This is a genomic window from Streptomyces sp. NPDC054047, assembly GCF_055585065.1.
The window spans coordinates 69901-84095 of record NZ_JBVJKV010000018.1 but is presented as its reverse complement, the minus strand read 5'-3'; the positions used below and the strand labels follow the sequence as shown (position 1 = coordinate 84095).

Sequence of the window (14195 nt, the reverse complement as noted above, 5' to 3'; positions counted from 1 at the left end):
GGAACAGGGCCCGACGGCTACGGCTTGACCGACTGGTAGTAGCGGCGTGCGCCCTTGTGCAGGGCGAGCGGATCCGTGTAGAGGGCCGTGCGCAGGTCCACCAGCTGGGCCGCGTGCACCTCGTCACCGATGTGGTCCCGGCTGTCGATCACCGTGCGCGTCAGCCCCTCGGTCAGCTTCGAGTCCGCCCGGTCCGTGGTGACCAGGAGGTTCGCCACGGCCAGGGTCGGTACGGCGTCGTTCTGCTGGGCGGCGGGATAGGCGTCGGCGGGCATCACCGCCGCCCGGTAGTAGCGGGAGGCGCCGCCCTGCTTGTGCAGCGCGTCCACGAGGGCGCCCAGCGGTACCAGCCGGATGTCGAACTCCTTGGAGAGCTCGGTCACGGTGAGGGTCGGCAGCCCGCCCGACCAGAAGAAGGCGTCGACGTCACCCTTCTTGAGAAGATCGGGCGCCGTGTCGATGCCGGCGTCCACCGGCGTGAGGTCCTTGTCGGGATCGAGGCCGGCCGCCTTGAGCACCCGGTCCGCTATCAGCCGCACGCCCGAGCGCGGCTGGCCCACGGCCACCTTCTTGCCCCGCAGGTCCTGCGCCTTGTCGATGTCCGAAGAGCGCCGGACGACGAGCTGGACGTAGTCGTCGTACAGCCGCGCACAGCCCCGCAGCCGGTCCGCGCCCGCGCCGCCCTCCAGGCGGTACTTCTCGACGGCGTCGGCGGCCGCGATGGTGAAATCGGCCTTCCCCGTGGCCACCCGCTCGACGTTCTGCTGCGACCCCTCGCTGTTGAGCAGCTCCACGTCGACCTCGGGCATGTCCTGGGAGACCGCGGTCCGCAGGAGCTTGCCGTACCGCTCGTACACCGCGTTCTTCACGCCCGTACTGAACGTCATCCGGCCCGTCGGGGAGTCGTCGTCCGCCGGAACCAGCCACCACACCAGCAGCCCGAAGACCACGAGGGCGGCCGCCGCACCCTGGAGTGCGCGGCGCCTGCTGATGCGGGGGAGTGCCTGGAGCATGCGCGCGATCCTGCCAGCCACTCACCGTGATGGCCAGGGCCGAGCTCCCGGCAGGGACACTTCCCCGACCGCCTACCCTTGTCACATGAGCAGCGGCGACCGGGGACAGGCAGTGGGCGTTAAAACGTACGAGGTACGCACTTACGGGTGCCAGATGAACGTCCACGACTCGGAGCGCCTCTCCGGTCTCCTTGAGGGCGCCGGCTACGAACGCGCGCCCGATGGCTCGGACGGCGACGCCGACGTGGTCGTCTTCAACACGTGCGCCGTGCGGGAGAACGCCGACAACAAGCTGTACGGCAACCTCGGCCGCCTGGCGCCGATGAAGACCAAGCGGCCCGGCATGCAGATCGCCGTCGGCGGCTGCCTGGCCCAGAAGGACCGCGACACGATCGTCAAGAAGGCCCCCTGGGTCGACGTCGTCTTCGGGACGCACAACATCGGCAAGCTGCCGGTGCTCCTGGAGCGCGCCCGCGTCCAGGAAGAGGCGCAGGTCGAGATCGCCGAGTCGCTCGAGGCGTTCCCCTCGACGCTGCCCACGCGCCGCGAGAGCGCGTACGCGGCATGGGTCTCCATCTCCGTGGGCTGCAACAACACCTGCACGTTCTGCATCGTGCCCGCGCTGCGCGGCAAGGAGAAGGACCGCAGGACCGGCGACATCCTCGCCGAGATCGAGGCACTCGTCGCCGAGGGCGTCTCCGAGATCACCCTGCTCGGCCAGAACGTGAACGCGTACGGGTCGGACATCGGTGACCGCGAGGCCTTCAGCAAGCTCCTTCGGGCGTGCGGGAAGATCGAGGGCCTGGAGCGCGTGCGCTTCACGTCCCCGCACCCGCGCGACTTCACGGACGACGTGATCGCCGCCATGGCCGAGACCCCGAACGTGATGCCGCAGCTGCACATGCCGCTCCAGTCCGGCTCGGACCCGATCCTGAAGGCGATGCGCCGCTCGTACCGCCAGGACCGCTTCCTCGGCATCATCGAGAAGGTCCGCGCCGCCATGCCCGACGCGGCGATCTCCACCGACATCATCGTCGGCTTCCCCGGTGAGACGGAGGAGGACTTCGAGCAGACGATGCACGTGGTCCGCGAGGCCCGCTTCGCCAACGCCTTCACCTTCCAGTACTCCAAGCGCCCGGGTACGCCCGCGGCGACCATGGAGGGGCAGATCCCCAAGGACGTCGTGCAGGCGCGCTACATGCGTCTGTCGGCCCTCCAGGAGGAGATCTCCTGGGAGGAGAACAAGAAGCAGGTCGGCAGGACCCTCGAACTGATGGTCGCCGAGGGCGAGGGCCGCAAGGACGGTTCCACCCACCGCCTCTCCGGGCGCGCGCCCGACAGCCGCCTGGTCCACTTCACCAAGCCGGAGACCGAGGTCCGCCCCGGCGACGTCGTGACGGTCGAGATCACGTACGCGGCGCCGCACCACCTGCTCGCCGAGGGCCCCACCCTGAACGTGCGCCGCACGCGCGCGGGTGACGCCTGGGAGAAGCGCAACGTCGAGGCGGCGGCCAAGCCGGCCGGCGTGATGCTCGGACTTCCGAAGGTGGGCGCCCCCGAGCCGCTTCCGGTGGCCGCGGGCAGCGGCTGCGGCTGCGACTGACCGGAGCGGGCGCCGGACGACGGGGACAGCGGGCAGACAGGGGGGCGGGCCGATGGCGCGCTGGGCGCTGATGATGGAGAACCCTCCGGGGCCGGGGGCGTGGCATCTGTTCGAGCTGATGGCCACGGTGGACGGCACGCACGAGGAGGCGGTGGAGCGGTTCGCGGAGTTCGTCCGCCTGTACCGCCCCAAGCACCCGCGCCACCCCGTACGGATGCGGCGCTACCGCACGGCCGACGGCTGGATGGTGATCGGCGACGGCTCGGCCGGGGGCTCGTTCCCGTACCGCTTCTCGATCTCCGAACTGGAGTGGGACTCGGGCCCGATCACCTGTTAGCGCGCGTTTGTCGGCGGGCATTACGCTGCTGATCATGCTTGTCGCCGCAGCCGTCTGCCCCTGCCCGCCCCTGCTCGTCCCCGAGGTGGCCGCCGGCGCTGCCCCCGAACTGGACGCCGCGCGCGCCGCGTGCACGGACGCCGTGGGCGTGCTCGCCGCCTCGCGGCCCGACCGGCTCGTCGTGGTCGGCCCGGCCGAGCAGAGCGGGCGCGGCCCGCATCCGCAGGGCGCCCGCGGGTCCTTCCGCGGGTTCGGCGTGGACGTCGACGTACGGCTCGGACGCTCTTCCGGCGCTGCGGCGGAAGGCATGCTTCCGACCTCGCTCGCCGTCGCGGCCTGGCTGCTCGACCGTACGGAGTGGTCGGCGGCCCCGCTGGAAGGACTCGGGGTGGGGGAACCTCTGGAGGCCGAGCGGTGTATTCAAGTCGGAGGGGACATCGCGGCGCGGGCCGACCGGGTGGCATTGCTGGTGATGGGCGACGCCAGCGCGTGCCGCACGCTGAAGGCGCCGGGATACCTCGACGAGCGGGCGGCCGGGTTCGACGCGGAGATCGCGCGTGCGCTGGGGGCGGCGGACGTGGAGGCACTCAAGGCGCTGGACGAGAAGCTGGCGTACGAACTGAAGGCGGCGGGCCGGGCGCCGTGGCAGGTGCTCGCGGGCGCGGCCGAGGGCGCGGGGCTGCGGGGCGAGCTGCTGTACGAGGACGCTCCGTACGGGGTCGGGTATCTGGTGGCGGCCTGGTCGTAGCGGCCTCAGCGGCCTCAGTGGCCCAAGCGGTCCCAGTGGCCGGAGCGAGGCCGGCTTCCGCGCGACGCTGCCCGCCTACTGGTTGACCCGCCTATTGGTCGACCGCCGACCCTTCCGGCGCATGGCGACGGCCGCGGAGCTGGTGGCGCTCCACGGCCGTCCGCCGGTGTCGTTCAGCCGGTGGTTCAGGGCGCCGGAGGGGGCTTCGGAGGGGCGGTGCCGCCGCCCGGGTCCTTGCCCTCGTCGGGCGTCCCCGCGAGGCGGTCCACGGCATCCTTCGCCTTGCCCGTACCCGTCTGGATCTTGTCGCTGTACTTGCCCTTGGTCTTCTCGTCGACCACTTGCGCGGCCTTGTCGAGACCTTGGTCGATCTTGTCCCCGTGCTGCTGCGCGAGGCCCGCGACCTTGTCCTTCGCCGGGGCGAGCTTGTCCTTCAGGCTTTGCAGGAAACCCATGGTTCACCTTCCCTCGCTGGGAGAGTTACTTGCGGGCGCCTTCGTCGGCCTCGTCGTTGTCGGCGGCCTTCTCCGCGGACTGCTGCTTGGGGATGTCCACGTTCTCCGCGGCAGCCTCTTCGGTGTTCTCCGCCTTGTCCTCGGACTCGGACCTCGACTCGGAGTCGGTCTCGGTCTTGGAAGCGGCCTCGGACTTCGCCTCGGCGTCGACCTCGGCCTTCTCGTCGGTCTTGGTGTCGTCCTCGGCGGCAGCTTCGGCCTTGGCCTCTTCCTTGCCGACCTCGGGCTCGGGGGACTCCCCGGCCGCTTCCGGCTCGGCCGTCGGGGTGCCTGCTGCCGCCTCGGCTGTTGACGCCTCTTCCGTGTCCTTGGACTTCCTGCGGAACCGTGCAAAAACGCCCATATCTACTCCATACGGTACTCGTGTGGGCGAAATCCCGCGCCGCCCGGTGCGCCCTGTTGCGCCTCCCGGGTCGCCGATCCTCGAAACCGGCGGCTGGAACCTCGCAACAGGCAACGACCCCGGACCTGTGGCGTCACGTAGCTCGTTCGGGAAGTGGTCGTGGGATTTGCGAGACTGGGGCGGTGAGTAGAGCAGCTCCCGCACCGCGGGTCATCGCCGTCGTCGGGCCGACCGCGGCAGGAAAGTCCGATCTGGGCGTTTTCCTCGCCCAGCGTCTCGGCGGCGAAGTCGTCAACGCCGACTCCATGCAGCTCTACAGAGGGATGGACATCGGGACCGCCAAGCTGACGCTCGAAGAGCGCGACGGAGTGCCGCACCACCTCCTCGACATCTGGGACGTCACGGAGGCGGCGAGCGTCGCCGAGTACCAGAAGCTGGCACGGGCCGAGATCGACCGGCTCCTCGCCGACGGGCGCTGGCCGATCCTGGTCGGCGGCTCCGGGCTCTACGTCAGGGGAGCCGTCGACCACCTGGAGTTCCCCGGCACGGACCCCGTGGTCCGGGCCCGCCTCGAGGAGGAGCTCGAACTCCGCGGCCCCGGCGCGCTGCACGCCCGCCTCGCCGTCGCCGACCCCGGAGCGGCCCAGGCCATCCTCCCCAGCAACGGCCGCCGGATCGTCCGCGCCCTCGAGGTCATCGAGATCACCGGCAAGCCCTTCACCGCCAACCTCCCCGGTCACGACTCCGTCTACGACAACGTCCAGATCGGCGTGGACGTGGGCCGCCCCGAACTCGACGAACGCATCGCCACGCGCGTGGACCGCATGTGGGACGCGGGCCTCGTCGACGAGGTGCGTGCCCTGGAGGCCGTGGGGCTGCGCGAGGGGCGTACGGCGTCACGCGCGCTCGGGTACCAGCAGGTGCTCGCGGCGCTCGCGGGGGAGTGCACCGACGACGAGGCGCGCGCGGAGACCGTGCGTGCGACCAAGCGCTTCGCCCGCCGTCAGGACTCGTGGTTCCGCCGCGATCCCCGGGTGCACTGGCTCAGTGGCGCCATGGACGATCGAGGGGAACTCCCAGGGCGGGCACTGACGTTGGTCGAACGAGCGGTCACAGCCTGATCACGTGATGGCATCGGGACGCTCCGGCGGTCATCCCGGCCCCTGGCGCCGTGCCATCATCGACCATCGATCGACCAGTGGAGTCCGAAGTGGGAGGGCGGATGGCGATGGAGGCCGGCCCTCGTGACACCGCACATGACGGCGGCGAGCTGACTCCGGACGGCCCCGACGGGCCCCCGGACGGCGTGACCGACGACGGACCCGGAGCGGACCAGATGGCCGCGGCCGAGGTCGAGGTCGAACTGCGCCCGCAGCGCCGTCTGCGCATCTGGCAGCTCGCGCCGATCGTCGTCCTGGCCGCCGCCGGATCGCTGATGTTCGCCTTCCCGCTGGCCTTCGAGTTCGGTGATGGCGGCGCCGTCGTCGCCATGCTCGGACTCCTGATCAGCTGCTGCGCCGCGGGCTGGGGCATGATGGCCGCGCGCCGCGTGGGGCACACCTGGCCGGGGCTGCCGGAGCGCGGTTCCGGAGGCCGCCCGGACTGGCGGATCGTCTCCGCGTACGCCCTGGTGTTCATCGCCGTGGCCGTCCTCGCCGTGTGGCGCGTCGCCCGCCTTCGCTGACCGCGTCGTACGAGGTCAGAGCGCTGACAGGCACCGTACGGACCGAGTGTCCTGGCTACCCCGTACGATCGAGGAATGAGCACGCGGATCGCCTTCCTCAAGGGGCACGGGACCGAGAACGACTTCGTGATCGTCCCGGACCCCGACAACGCCGTCGAGCTGCCCCCGGCCGCCGTGGCCGCCCTGTGCGACCGCCGCGCGGGCATCGGGGGCGACGGCCTGCTGCACGTCGTGCGTTCCGCGGCGCACCCGGAGGTGCGCCATCTGGCCGCCGAGGCCGAGTGGTTCATGGACTACCGCAACGGCGACGGTTCGATCGCCGAGATGTGCGGCAACGGAGTGCGCGTCTTCGCCCGCTATCTGCAGCATGCCGGACTGGTGGGCGAGGGCGACCTGGCCGTCGCGACCCGTGGCGGCGTGAAGACCGTGCACATCGCCAAGGCCGCGGCCGGCGGGGACATCACCGTCGGCATGGGCAAGGCGTTCCTCCCCGAAGGGGAGGTCACCGTCTCCGTGGCCGACCGGCACTGGCCCGCGCGCAACGTGAGCATGGGCAATCCGCACGCGGTCGCCTTCGTGGACGACCTGTCCGACGCGGGAAACCTCTACGACGCACCGCCGTTCAGCCCGGCTTCGGCCTACCCGGACGGTGTGAACGTCGAGTTCGTCGTCGACCGTGGCGTGCGTCACGTCGCCATGCGCGTGCACGAGCGCGGCGCCGGTGAGACCCGCTCGTGCGGCACGGGCGCGTGCGCCGTGGCCGTCGCCGCGGCCCGCAGGGACGGGGCCGACCCCGCAGCGACCGGTTCGCCGGTTACGTACACCGTCGATCTGCCTGGTGGGAGCCTGGTCATCACCGAGCGGCCCGACGGCGAGATCGAGATGACGGGCCCCGCGGTGATCGTCGCCGAAGGCGAGATCGACGCGGAATGGTTCGAAACTGTAAACCCGTGAACTGTCGCTCGAATGGGTGATCCGTTTCACGCTCGGCGAGAGGCGGTCAGCGGCGCGTGATGGGCTCGGTAGCATCAAGCACCGGCCCGGACGGAGCACGCCGTCGTCCGCTCACCGCCGGTCGGAGCAGCCGGAGGTGCCCATGAGTGCGGAGGCTACAAACCCTGCGATGTCTGGCCCCGTGACGCCCGGTGCGCAGCGCAGGCGCGGTCGTCCGCGGCTTGACCTGCGCAGGCTCGGCCGCGCGGCCCTCATGGGGCCCGCCACCCGGGACCGTTTGCCGGATGCGATCGGCCATGTGGCGGAAGCCCATCGCGCGCACTATCCGGACGCGGATCTGGAGCCGTTGCGGCGTGCGTGGGTCCTCGCGGAGTCGTCCCACCGCGGCCAGATGCGCAAGAGCGGTGAGCCGTACATCACACATCCGCTCGCGGTGACCCTGATCCTCGCCCAGCTGGGCGCCGAGACCACCACCCTGACCGCGTCCCTGCTCCACGACACCGTCGAGGACACGGATGTGACGCTCGATCAGGTGCGTACGGAATTCGGCGACGACGTCTGCTATCTGGTCGACGGCGTCACGAAGCTGGAGAAGGTCGACTACGGAGCGGCCGCCGAGCCGGAGACCTTCCGCAAGATGCTGGTGGCCACCGGCAACGACGTACGCGTCATGTCGATCAAGCTGGCCGACCGCCTGCACAACATGCGCACGCTCGGCGTCATGCGTCCCGAGAAGCAGGCCCGGATCGCCAAGGTGACGCGGGACGTGCTCATTCCGCTCGCCGAACGCCTCGGTGTGCAGGCGCTCAAGACCGAGCTGGAGGACCTCGTCTTCGCGATCCTCCACCCGGAGGAGTACTCCCAGGTCCAGGAGCTGATCGCGGCCAACGCGGTGGGTGGCGGCGACCCGCTCGAAGGGACGGCGGACGACGTCCGCGCGGTGCTGCGCGAGGCCGGGATCGCCGCCGAAGTCCTCATCAGGCCACGGCACTTCGTCTCGGTCCACCGGGTGCACCGCAAACGCGGCGAGATGCGCGCGGCGGACTTCGGACGGCTCCTGGTCCTGGTGAACGAGGACGCGGACTGTTACGGCGTCCTCGGAGAGCTGCACACGTGCTTCACGCCGGTGGTCTCGGAGTTCAAGGACTTCATCGCCGTCCCGAAGTTCAACCTCTACCAGTCGCTGCACACGGCCGTGGCCCGCCCGGACGGAGAGGTCGCCGAAGTCCTCATCCGTACGCACCAGATGCACAAGGTGGCCGAGGCCGGCGTCGTCGCCCTGCGCAATCCGTACGCTCCTCCTTCGGAGGAGCAGTCCGATGCCGGTCCCGACGCCTCTTCGGACGTCGCCGTCGAAGACGAGCGCGCCGACCCGACCCGGCCCGGCTGGCTCTCCCGCCTGCTCGACTGGCAGGAGGCGGCCCCCGACCCGGACACGTTCTGGTCCACGCTGCGCGAAGACCTCGCCCAGGACCGCGAGATCGCCGTCTTCCGCCCCGACGGCGGCACGCTCGGCCTGCCCGCCGGCGCGAGCTGCGTGGACGCCGCCTATGCCCAGTACGGCGAGGACGCCCACGCCTGCATCGGAGCACGTGTCAACGGACGCCTGGCGACGCTGAGCACCGTCCTGCATGACGGCGACACGGTCCAGCTGCTCATGGGGCAGGACGCGGCATCGGGGCCATCGCGCGAGTGGCTCGACCACGCCCGCACGCCCGGCGCCCGGATCGCCATCCGCCGCTGGCTCACGACCCACCCCACGCCCGCGTCGGCTCCCGCGGCCTCCACCCCGGAGAAGCCCTCGCCCCCGCCGCAGGCCGCCGACTTCCCGCGCCCCGCCGCGGCGAACGCCGTCGTCGACAGGGAAGGCGCGAGCGTCCGGCTCGCGGGCTGCTGTACGCCCGTGCCGCCGGACGAGGTGACCGCCTTCGCCGTGCGCGGCGGCGTCGTCACCGTGCACCGCGTCGAGTGTCCCGCCGTCGGGCGCATGAAGGAGGTGGGGCGCCCCGAGGTCGGAGTGCGCTGGGGAGACAGCGCGGAGTGCCGGGTGACGCTGATCGCCGAGTCGTTCGGACGGGCGCATCTGCTGGCCGACCTCACCGAAGCCATCGCCATGGAGGGCGTCGAGATCATGTCGGCGACCGTCGAGCCGCCGACCCAGCAGCGTGTGCGCCACACGTACACGCTGCAACTGCCGGACGCGGCCCACCTTCCGGGGCTGATGCGCGCGATGCGCGCGGTGCCCGGGGTGTACGACGTCAGCCGTGCCCAGCACCCGACGGCGGCGCCTTCGTAGCAGCGCGCCACGGGGCCTCGGCGTCGCCTGCGCCGCCTACTGGCGACTCGTTCGAGTGGTGCGACGCGCGCCGACACCGGTGCGGAAGGCCCGCGCTGATAGCGGTAGTTCATGCTGCTCACCCCCCGGGTCAAGGCCTCGCGGCCGAAGACTCTTCGCATCGCGACCGCGCTCCTGGCCGCGGTCACCTCCGCCACCCTCCTCGCCGCGAGCGCGCCGTCACCGGCCAGGCCGCTCGGCATCGGCGACCGGCTCTTCCCGCACCTGGGCAATCCCGGGTACGACGTCCTGGCGTACGACATCGCCTTCACCTACCGCGGCGACAACAAGAAGCCGCTCGACGCCGTGACGGTGATCGACGCCCGCACGAGCGCCACGATGCAGCGGGTCAACCTCGACTTCGCGCACGGCAAGGTCCGCTCCGTCGACGTCAACGGATCTCCCGCCCGCTTCGAGACCACCGGTGAGGACCTGGCCGTCACGCCGTCGCGGCCGCTGGGCCGGGGCGAGCGGATGCGGATCACGGTGCGGCACACCAGTGACCCCCGGCCCACGAAGGACCGGGACGGCGGCTGGGTGCCCACCGCCGACGGGCTCGCCATGGCCAATCAGGCCGATGCCGGGCATCGCGTGTTCCCGTGCAACGACCACCCCGCCGACAAGGCACAGTTCACGTTCCGCATCACCACCCCGAAGGGGCTCACCGCCGTCGCCAACGGTCTGCCCGTCGCCACGGCGCACACCGGGTCCACCACGACCCGGGCCTTCCGCACCCGTCACCCGATGGCGACGGAACTGGCGCAGGTCTCCATCGGCCGCTCCACCGTGGTGCACCGCTCCGGGCCGAACGGCCTGCCCGTACGCGATGTGGTGCCCACCAAGGACCGCAAGGCGATGGAGCGCTGGCTGAAGAAGACGCCGGACCAGATCGACTGGATGGAGAAGAAGGTCGGCCGCTATCCCTTCGAGACGTACGGAGTGCTGATGGCGCAGGCGCAGACCGGCTTCGAGCTCGAGACACAGACCCTCTCCCTCTTCGAGAGCGATCTGTTCAAGCGGCCCGAGTTCCCCGAGTGGTACGTGGACTCGATCATGGTGCACGAGCTGGCGCACCAGTGGTTCGGCGACAGCGTGAGCCCGAGCTCCTGGTCCGATCTCTGGCTCAACGAAGGACACGCCACCTGGTACGAGGCACTCTTCGCCGAGGAGAAGTCGAAGAAGCCCCTCCAGAAGAGGATGCGCGAGGCCTACCGGCAGTCGGACAACTGGCGTGCGGCGGGCGGGCCGCCGGCCGCGCCGAAGGGGCCCGCGCCGGGTCAGAAGATCAGCATCTTCCGCCCTGTCGTGTACGACGGCAGCGCTCTGGTGCTCTACGCGCTGCGGCAGGAGATCGGGCAGGAGAACTTCGACCGCCTGGAGCGGGACTGGGTGCGCGACCACCGGGACGGGAACGCGACGACCGCGGACTTCGTACGGCTCGCCTCGTCGACCGCGGGACGCGATCTGAGCGGATTCCTCGACCCCTGGCTGTACGGCGCGAAGACGCCTCCGATGCCGGGGCACCCGGACTGGCGTAAGGCCGCTCCCGCAGGGAAATAACCCATGTGACGAGACGGGCCGTTCCGTGCAACCATCTTCAGGTCGGCGCCGCCGCGGGTCCGGGAAAACCCTTCGGGGGGATCTCAGGGCCGGTGCCGGCCGGACCGGGGAATCTCGGGGCGGCCCGGAGCGTTGACCACTATGACGAATCCCATCGACGTAAGGATCCAATGACCTCCTCTTCTTCCCCTTCCCAGGACGCGCAGAGCCTCGCGCAGAACTACCCCGAAGGTCTTCGGGCCGATGCCCTGATGGAAGAGGACGTCGCCTGGAGCCACGAGATCGACGGAGAGCGGGACGGCGATCAGTTCGACCGCTCCGAGCGCGCGGCCCTGCGCCGCGTCGCCGGCCTCTCCACCGAGCTCGAGGACGTCACCGAAGTCGAGTACCGACAGCTCCGTCTGGAGCGAGTGGTGCTCGTCGGGGTGTGGACCTCGGGCACAGTGCAGGACGCGGAGAACTCGGTCGCCGAGCTGGCCGCACTCGCCGAGACGGCGGGCGCGCTCGTGCTCGACGGCGTCATCCAGCGCCGCGACAAGCCCGACCCGGCCACGTACATCGGATCCGGCAAGGCTCTTGAGCTGCGTGACATCGTCCTCGAGACCGGGGCCGACACCGTCGTCTGTGACGGTGAGCTGAGCCCCGGCCAGCTGATCCACCTCGAAGACGTCGTCAAGGTCAAGGTGGTCGACAGGACCGCCCTGATCCTCGACATCTTCGCCCAGCACGCGAAGTCCCGAGAGGGCAAGGCGCAGGTCGCCCTCGCCCAGATGCAGTACATGCTCCCGCGCCTGCGCGGCTGGGGTCAGTCGCTCTCCCGTCAGATGGGCGGCGGCGGATCCAGCGGTGGCGGCGGCATGGCGACCCGTGGTCCCGGTGAGACCAAGATCGAGACGGACCGCCGTCGGATCCGCGAGAAGATGGCGAAGATGCGCCGGGAGATCGCGGAGATGAAGACGGGCCGCGAGATCAAGCGCCAGGAGCGCAAGCGCAACAAGGTGCCCTCGGTCGCGATCGCCGGTTACACGAACGCGGGCAAGTCCTCCCTGCTCAACCGACTCACGGGCGCGGGCGTCCTGGTGGAGAACTCCCTGTTCGCCACCCTCGACCCGACCGTGCGCCGGGCCGAGACGCCGAGCGGCCGGATCTACACCCTGGCCGACACCGTCGGGTTCGTACGGCATCTGCCGCACCACCTCGTCGAGGCGTTCCGCTCCACGATGGAAGAGGTCGGCGAGTCCGACCTGATCCTGCACGTGGTGGACGGTTCGCACCCGGTGCCGGAGGAGCAGCTGGCCGCCGTGCGCGAGGTGATCCGCGATGTGGGCGCGACGAACGTGCCCGAGATCGTGATCGTGAACAAGGCGGACGCGGCCGATCCACTGGTCCTCCAGCGGCTGCTGCGCAACGAGAAGCACGCGATCGCGGTCTCCGCGCGCACCGGCATGGGCATCGAAGAGCTGCTCGCGCTGATCGACGCCGAACTGCCGCGGCCCGAGGTCGAGATCGAGGCCCTCGTGCCGTACACGCAGGGGCAGCTCATCTCGCGGGCGCACGCCGAGGGCGAGGTGCTCTCCGAGGAGCACACCGCCGAGGGCACGCTGCTCAAGGCGCGGGTGCACGAGGAACTGGCGGCGGACCTCACGCCGTACGTCCCGGTCGCGGGCTGAGCGCAGGCCCCGGCAGGCGTAGTTCACGCGGTTCACGCGGTGTGCACCACAGGGCGAAGGCCCGCCCCCTCTCGTAGGGGGCGGGCCTTCGCCGCGTCACGCGCGATGTGTTCAGGTGCGGCTCTCGCCTGCCGGGCGGCTACTGGGAGCCGTACTTCTCGCTCATCATGTCGTAGACCTGCTCGGCGCCCTTGCCCAGCTGCGGTCCGGCCAGCCAGGTGTTCTCGGCCGGGCCGATCGAGGTGTTCGAGACCAGCTGGGTCTTGCCGCCCACCATCCGGAACCAGCCGCCGCCGGACGAACCGCCGGTCATGGTGCAGCCGATGCGGTACATCGTCGGCTGGGTGGAGGTCAGCGAGAGACGGCCCGGCTTGTCGATGCACTTGTGCATGATCTGGCCGTTGTACGGGGGAGCGGCGGGGTAGCCCCAGGCGCCCATCGAGCTCACGCTCTGCGCCGACGGAGTCGTGAAGTCGACCGCCAGCGCGTTGCCGACCGTCTCCTCGAGGGACTTGGCGCCCTGCTTCGGCTTCACGTGCATCACGGCGTAGTCGTACGGCGCACCGGCACCGCCCGAAGCGGCGCCCTGGTCGATCCACTCGGCGGACGTGGAGACCCAGTCGGCCCAGTACTGGCCGTAGGGGGCGACTTCCTGCGGGGCGGCGTTGCTCAGCTCGGCCTCGGACTTGCCGAGGTCGTTGTAGGCAGGCACGAAGGTGATGTTGCGGTACCAGCCACCGGCGGAACCGGCGTGCACGCAGTGGCCCGCGGTCCACACGAGGTTGGACTTGCCCGGGTTGCGCGGGTCCTTCACGACCGTGCCGGAGCAGACCATCGAGCCCTCGGGGGCGTCGAAGAAGATCTTGCCGACCGGGGCGGCGTTCTCGTGGTACGGCGTCTTCTCGCGCTTGGCCTGGACCGGCGACGGCTCGGGGTCGGTCGCGCCCTGGTCGGCGGCGGCGTCCTTCGCGGCGATCGTCTTGTTCGGGTCCTTGGCGTCCTTCATCCGCTCGGGCTTCCAGAGCCCCTCGATGACCGGATTGACGAAGTCCTTGGACTCGCGGAGCCAGTCGTCCTTGTTCCAGTTCTTCCAGGCCCCGTCCTTCCACTTGTCCGGGTCGATGCCGTGGTCCTTGAGCTTGTCGGCGATGTCGCCGGGCAGCTTGGTGTCGGAACCGGTGTCGGAGCCCTTGTCCGCGCCTTCCGCGCCCTGGGAGGTGCCGGAATCGGCCTTGTCACTGGCCTTGTCGTCGGTGGGACCGCAGGCCGTGGCGGTGAGTGCCAGGGTCGCGGCGAGCCCGGTGGCGGCGAGTGCGAGACGCCGCCCGCGACTGCGCGCGAAGGGCGCACGAGTGGAACGCATGGTGCTGTAACCCCCGAATTGAACGTGTGATTGCTGCAATTGCCATGTACTTGTCATGTGTCGGCGTGGA

The 14195-nt window shown here is 70.5% G+C and carries 13 protein-coding genes; 9 read left to right on the top strand and 4 right to left on the bottom strand.

Annotation, left to right across the window (positions count from 1 at the left end; genetic code table 11):
• Positions 1-17 precede the first annotated feature (17 nt).
• Positions 18-1013, bottom strand: coding sequence for a TAXI family TRAP transporter solute-binding subunit (locus ACZ6ZP_RS41135; protein ID WP_366463924.1), 996 nt, complete (start codon positions 1011-1013; stop codon positions 18-20).
• 85 nt (positions 1014-1098) lie between these two features.
• Here ACZ6ZP_RS41135 and miaB point away from each other — a divergent pair, with 85 nt between their 5' ends.
• Genes miaB through ACZ6ZP_RS41120 form a run of 3 tightly spaced genes read left to right on the top strand, consistent with a single transcriptional unit; the run spans position 1099 to position 3701 of the window.
• The gene (miaB, locus tag ACZ6ZP_RS41130; RefSeq protein ID WP_351173507.1) at positions 1099-2616 is read left to right on the top strand and encodes a tRNA (N6-isopentenyl adenosine(37)-C2)-methylthiotransferase MiaB; all 1518 of its coding nucleotides are present in this window, start codon (positions 1099-1101) and stop codon (positions 2614-2616) included.
• A 52-nt stretch (positions 2617-2668) separates the two neighbouring features.
• On the top strand, positions 2669-2953 hold the full coding sequence (locus tag ACZ6ZP_RS41125; protein ID WP_351173510.1) for a hypothetical protein: 285 nt from the start codon (positions 2669-2671) through the stop codon (positions 2951-2953).
• Positions 2954-2987: 34 nt separating this feature from the next.
• Positions 2988-3701, top strand: coding sequence for a class III extradiol dioxygenase subunit B-like domain-containing protein (locus ACZ6ZP_RS41120; protein ID WP_361468293.1), 714 nt, complete (start codon positions 2988-2990; stop codon positions 3699-3701).
• Positions 3702-3886: 185 nt separating this feature from the next.
• On the opposite strand, the gene ACZ6ZP_RS41115 is transcribed toward ACZ6ZP_RS41120, so the two are convergent.
• Positions 3887-4156 carry an antitoxin gene (locus ACZ6ZP_RS41115; RefSeq protein WP_351173516.1) on the bottom strand — a complete coding sequence of 90 codons (270 nt, stop codon included), beginning with the start codon at positions 4154-4156 and terminating at the stop codon, positions 3887-3889.
• Between the two features lie 25 nt (positions 4157-4181).
• Positions 4182-4559 (bottom strand): hypothetical protein, encoded by a 378-nt coding sequence (locus ACZ6ZP_RS41110; protein ID WP_469410436.1) that lies wholly within the window; start codon positions 4557-4559, stop codon positions 4182-4184.
• Positions 4560-4741: 182 nt separating this feature from the next.
• Between ACZ6ZP_RS41110 and miaA the strand changes: the two genes are divergently transcribed.
• The 6 genes from miaA to hflX all read left to right on the top strand — a co-directional run bounded on the left by miaA (position 4742) and on the right by hflX (position 12762).
• Positions 4742-5680: a tRNA (adenosine(37)-N6)-dimethylallyltransferase MiaA gene (gene miaA / locus ACZ6ZP_RS41105; RefSeq protein ID WP_351173522.1), complete on the top strand. Its 939-nt coding sequence runs from the start codon at positions 4742-4744 to the stop codon at positions 5678-5680.
• 101 nt (positions 5681-5781) lie between these two features.
• Entirely contained in the window at positions 5782-6243 is a 462-nt protein-coding gene (locus tag ACZ6ZP_RS41100) for a hypothetical protein (RefSeq protein ID WP_351173525.1), read from the top strand.
• A gap of 75 nt (positions 6244-6318) precedes the next feature.
• Positions 6319-7197, top strand: a complete 879-nt coding sequence (gene dapF / locus ACZ6ZP_RS41095) for a diaminopimelate epimerase (protein WP_469410435.1) — start codon at positions 6319-6321, stop codon at positions 7195-7197.
• A gap of 142 nt (positions 7198-7339) precedes the next feature.
• The gene (locus ACZ6ZP_RS41090; protein ID WP_469410434.1) at positions 7340-9493 is read left to right on the top strand and encodes a RelA/SpoT family protein; all 2154 of its coding nucleotides are present in this window, start codon (positions 7340-7342) and stop codon (positions 9491-9493) included.
• 111 nt (positions 9494-9604) lie between these two features.
• A complete protein-coding gene (locus ACZ6ZP_RS41085) occupies positions 9605-11092 on the top strand; it encodes a M1 family metallopeptidase (protein ID WP_469410433.1) in 1488 nt (495 codons plus the stop codon).
• Between the two features lie 170 nt (positions 11093-11262).
• Positions 11263-12762 carry a GTPase HflX gene (gene hflX / locus ACZ6ZP_RS41080; RefSeq protein WP_361468276.1) on the top strand — a complete coding sequence of 500 codons (1500 nt, stop codon included), beginning with the start codon at positions 11263-11265 and terminating at the stop codon, positions 12760-12762.
• Positions 12763-12901: 139 nt separating this feature from the next.
• Here hflX and ACZ6ZP_RS41075 read toward each other — a convergent pair whose 3' ends face one another.
• On the bottom strand, positions 12902-14125 hold the full coding sequence (locus ACZ6ZP_RS41075) for a trypsin-like serine peptidase (RefSeq protein WP_366463919.1): 1224 nt from the start codon (positions 14123-14125) through the stop codon (positions 12902-12904).
• Between the last annotated feature and the right edge of the window lie 70 nt (positions 14126-14195).

Bases quoted from the DNA above. Each gene is read 5' to 3' on its own strand.
- ACZ6ZP_RS41110 (WP_469410436.1), bottom strand. From the start codon at position 4,559: ATGGGCGTTTTTGCACGGTTCCGCAGGAAGTCCAAGGACACGGAAGAG.
- miaB (WP_351173507.1), top strand. From the start codon at position 1,099: ATGAGCAGCGGCGACCGGGGACAGGCAGTGGGCGTTAAAACGTACGAG.
- ACZ6ZP_RS41085 (WP_469410433.1), top strand. From the start codon at position 9,605: ATGCTGCTCACCCCCCGGGTCAAGGCCTCGCGGCCGAAGACTCTTCGC.
- ACZ6ZP_RS41120 (WP_361468293.1), top strand. From the start codon at position 2,988: ATGCTTGTCGCCGCAGCCGTCTGCCCCTGCCCGCCCCTGCTCGTCCCC.
- hflX (WP_361468276.1), top strand. From the start codon at position 11,263: ATGACCTCCTCTTCTTCCCCTTCCCAGGACGCGCAGAGCCTCGCGCAG.
- ACZ6ZP_RS41135 (WP_366463924.1), bottom strand. From the start codon at position 1,013: ATGCTCCAGGCACTCCCCCGCATCAGCAGGCGCCGCGCACTCCAGGGT.
- ACZ6ZP_RS41115 (WP_351173516.1), bottom strand. From the start codon at position 4,156: ATGGGTTTCCTGCAAAGCCTGAAGGACAAGCTCGCCCCGGCGAAGGAC.
- ACZ6ZP_RS41125 (WP_351173510.1), top strand. From the start codon at position 2,669: ATGGCGCGCTGGGCGCTGATGATGGAGAACCCTCCGGGGCCGGGGGCG.
- ACZ6ZP_RS41075 (WP_366463919.1), bottom strand. From the start codon at position 14,125: ATGCGTTCCACTCGTGCGCCCTTCGCGCGCAGTCGCGGGCGGCGTCTC.
- ACZ6ZP_RS41100 (WP_351173525.1), top strand. From the start codon at position 5,782: ATGGCGATGGAGGCCGGCCCTCGTGACACCGCACATGACGGCGGCGAG.
- ACZ6ZP_RS41090 (WP_469410434.1), top strand. From the start codon at position 7,340: ATGAGTGCGGAGGCTACAAACCCTGCGATGTCTGGCCCCGTGACGCCC.
- dapF (WP_469410435.1), top strand. From the start codon at position 6,319: ATGAGCACGCGGATCGCCTTCCTCAAGGGGCACGGGACCGAGAACGAC.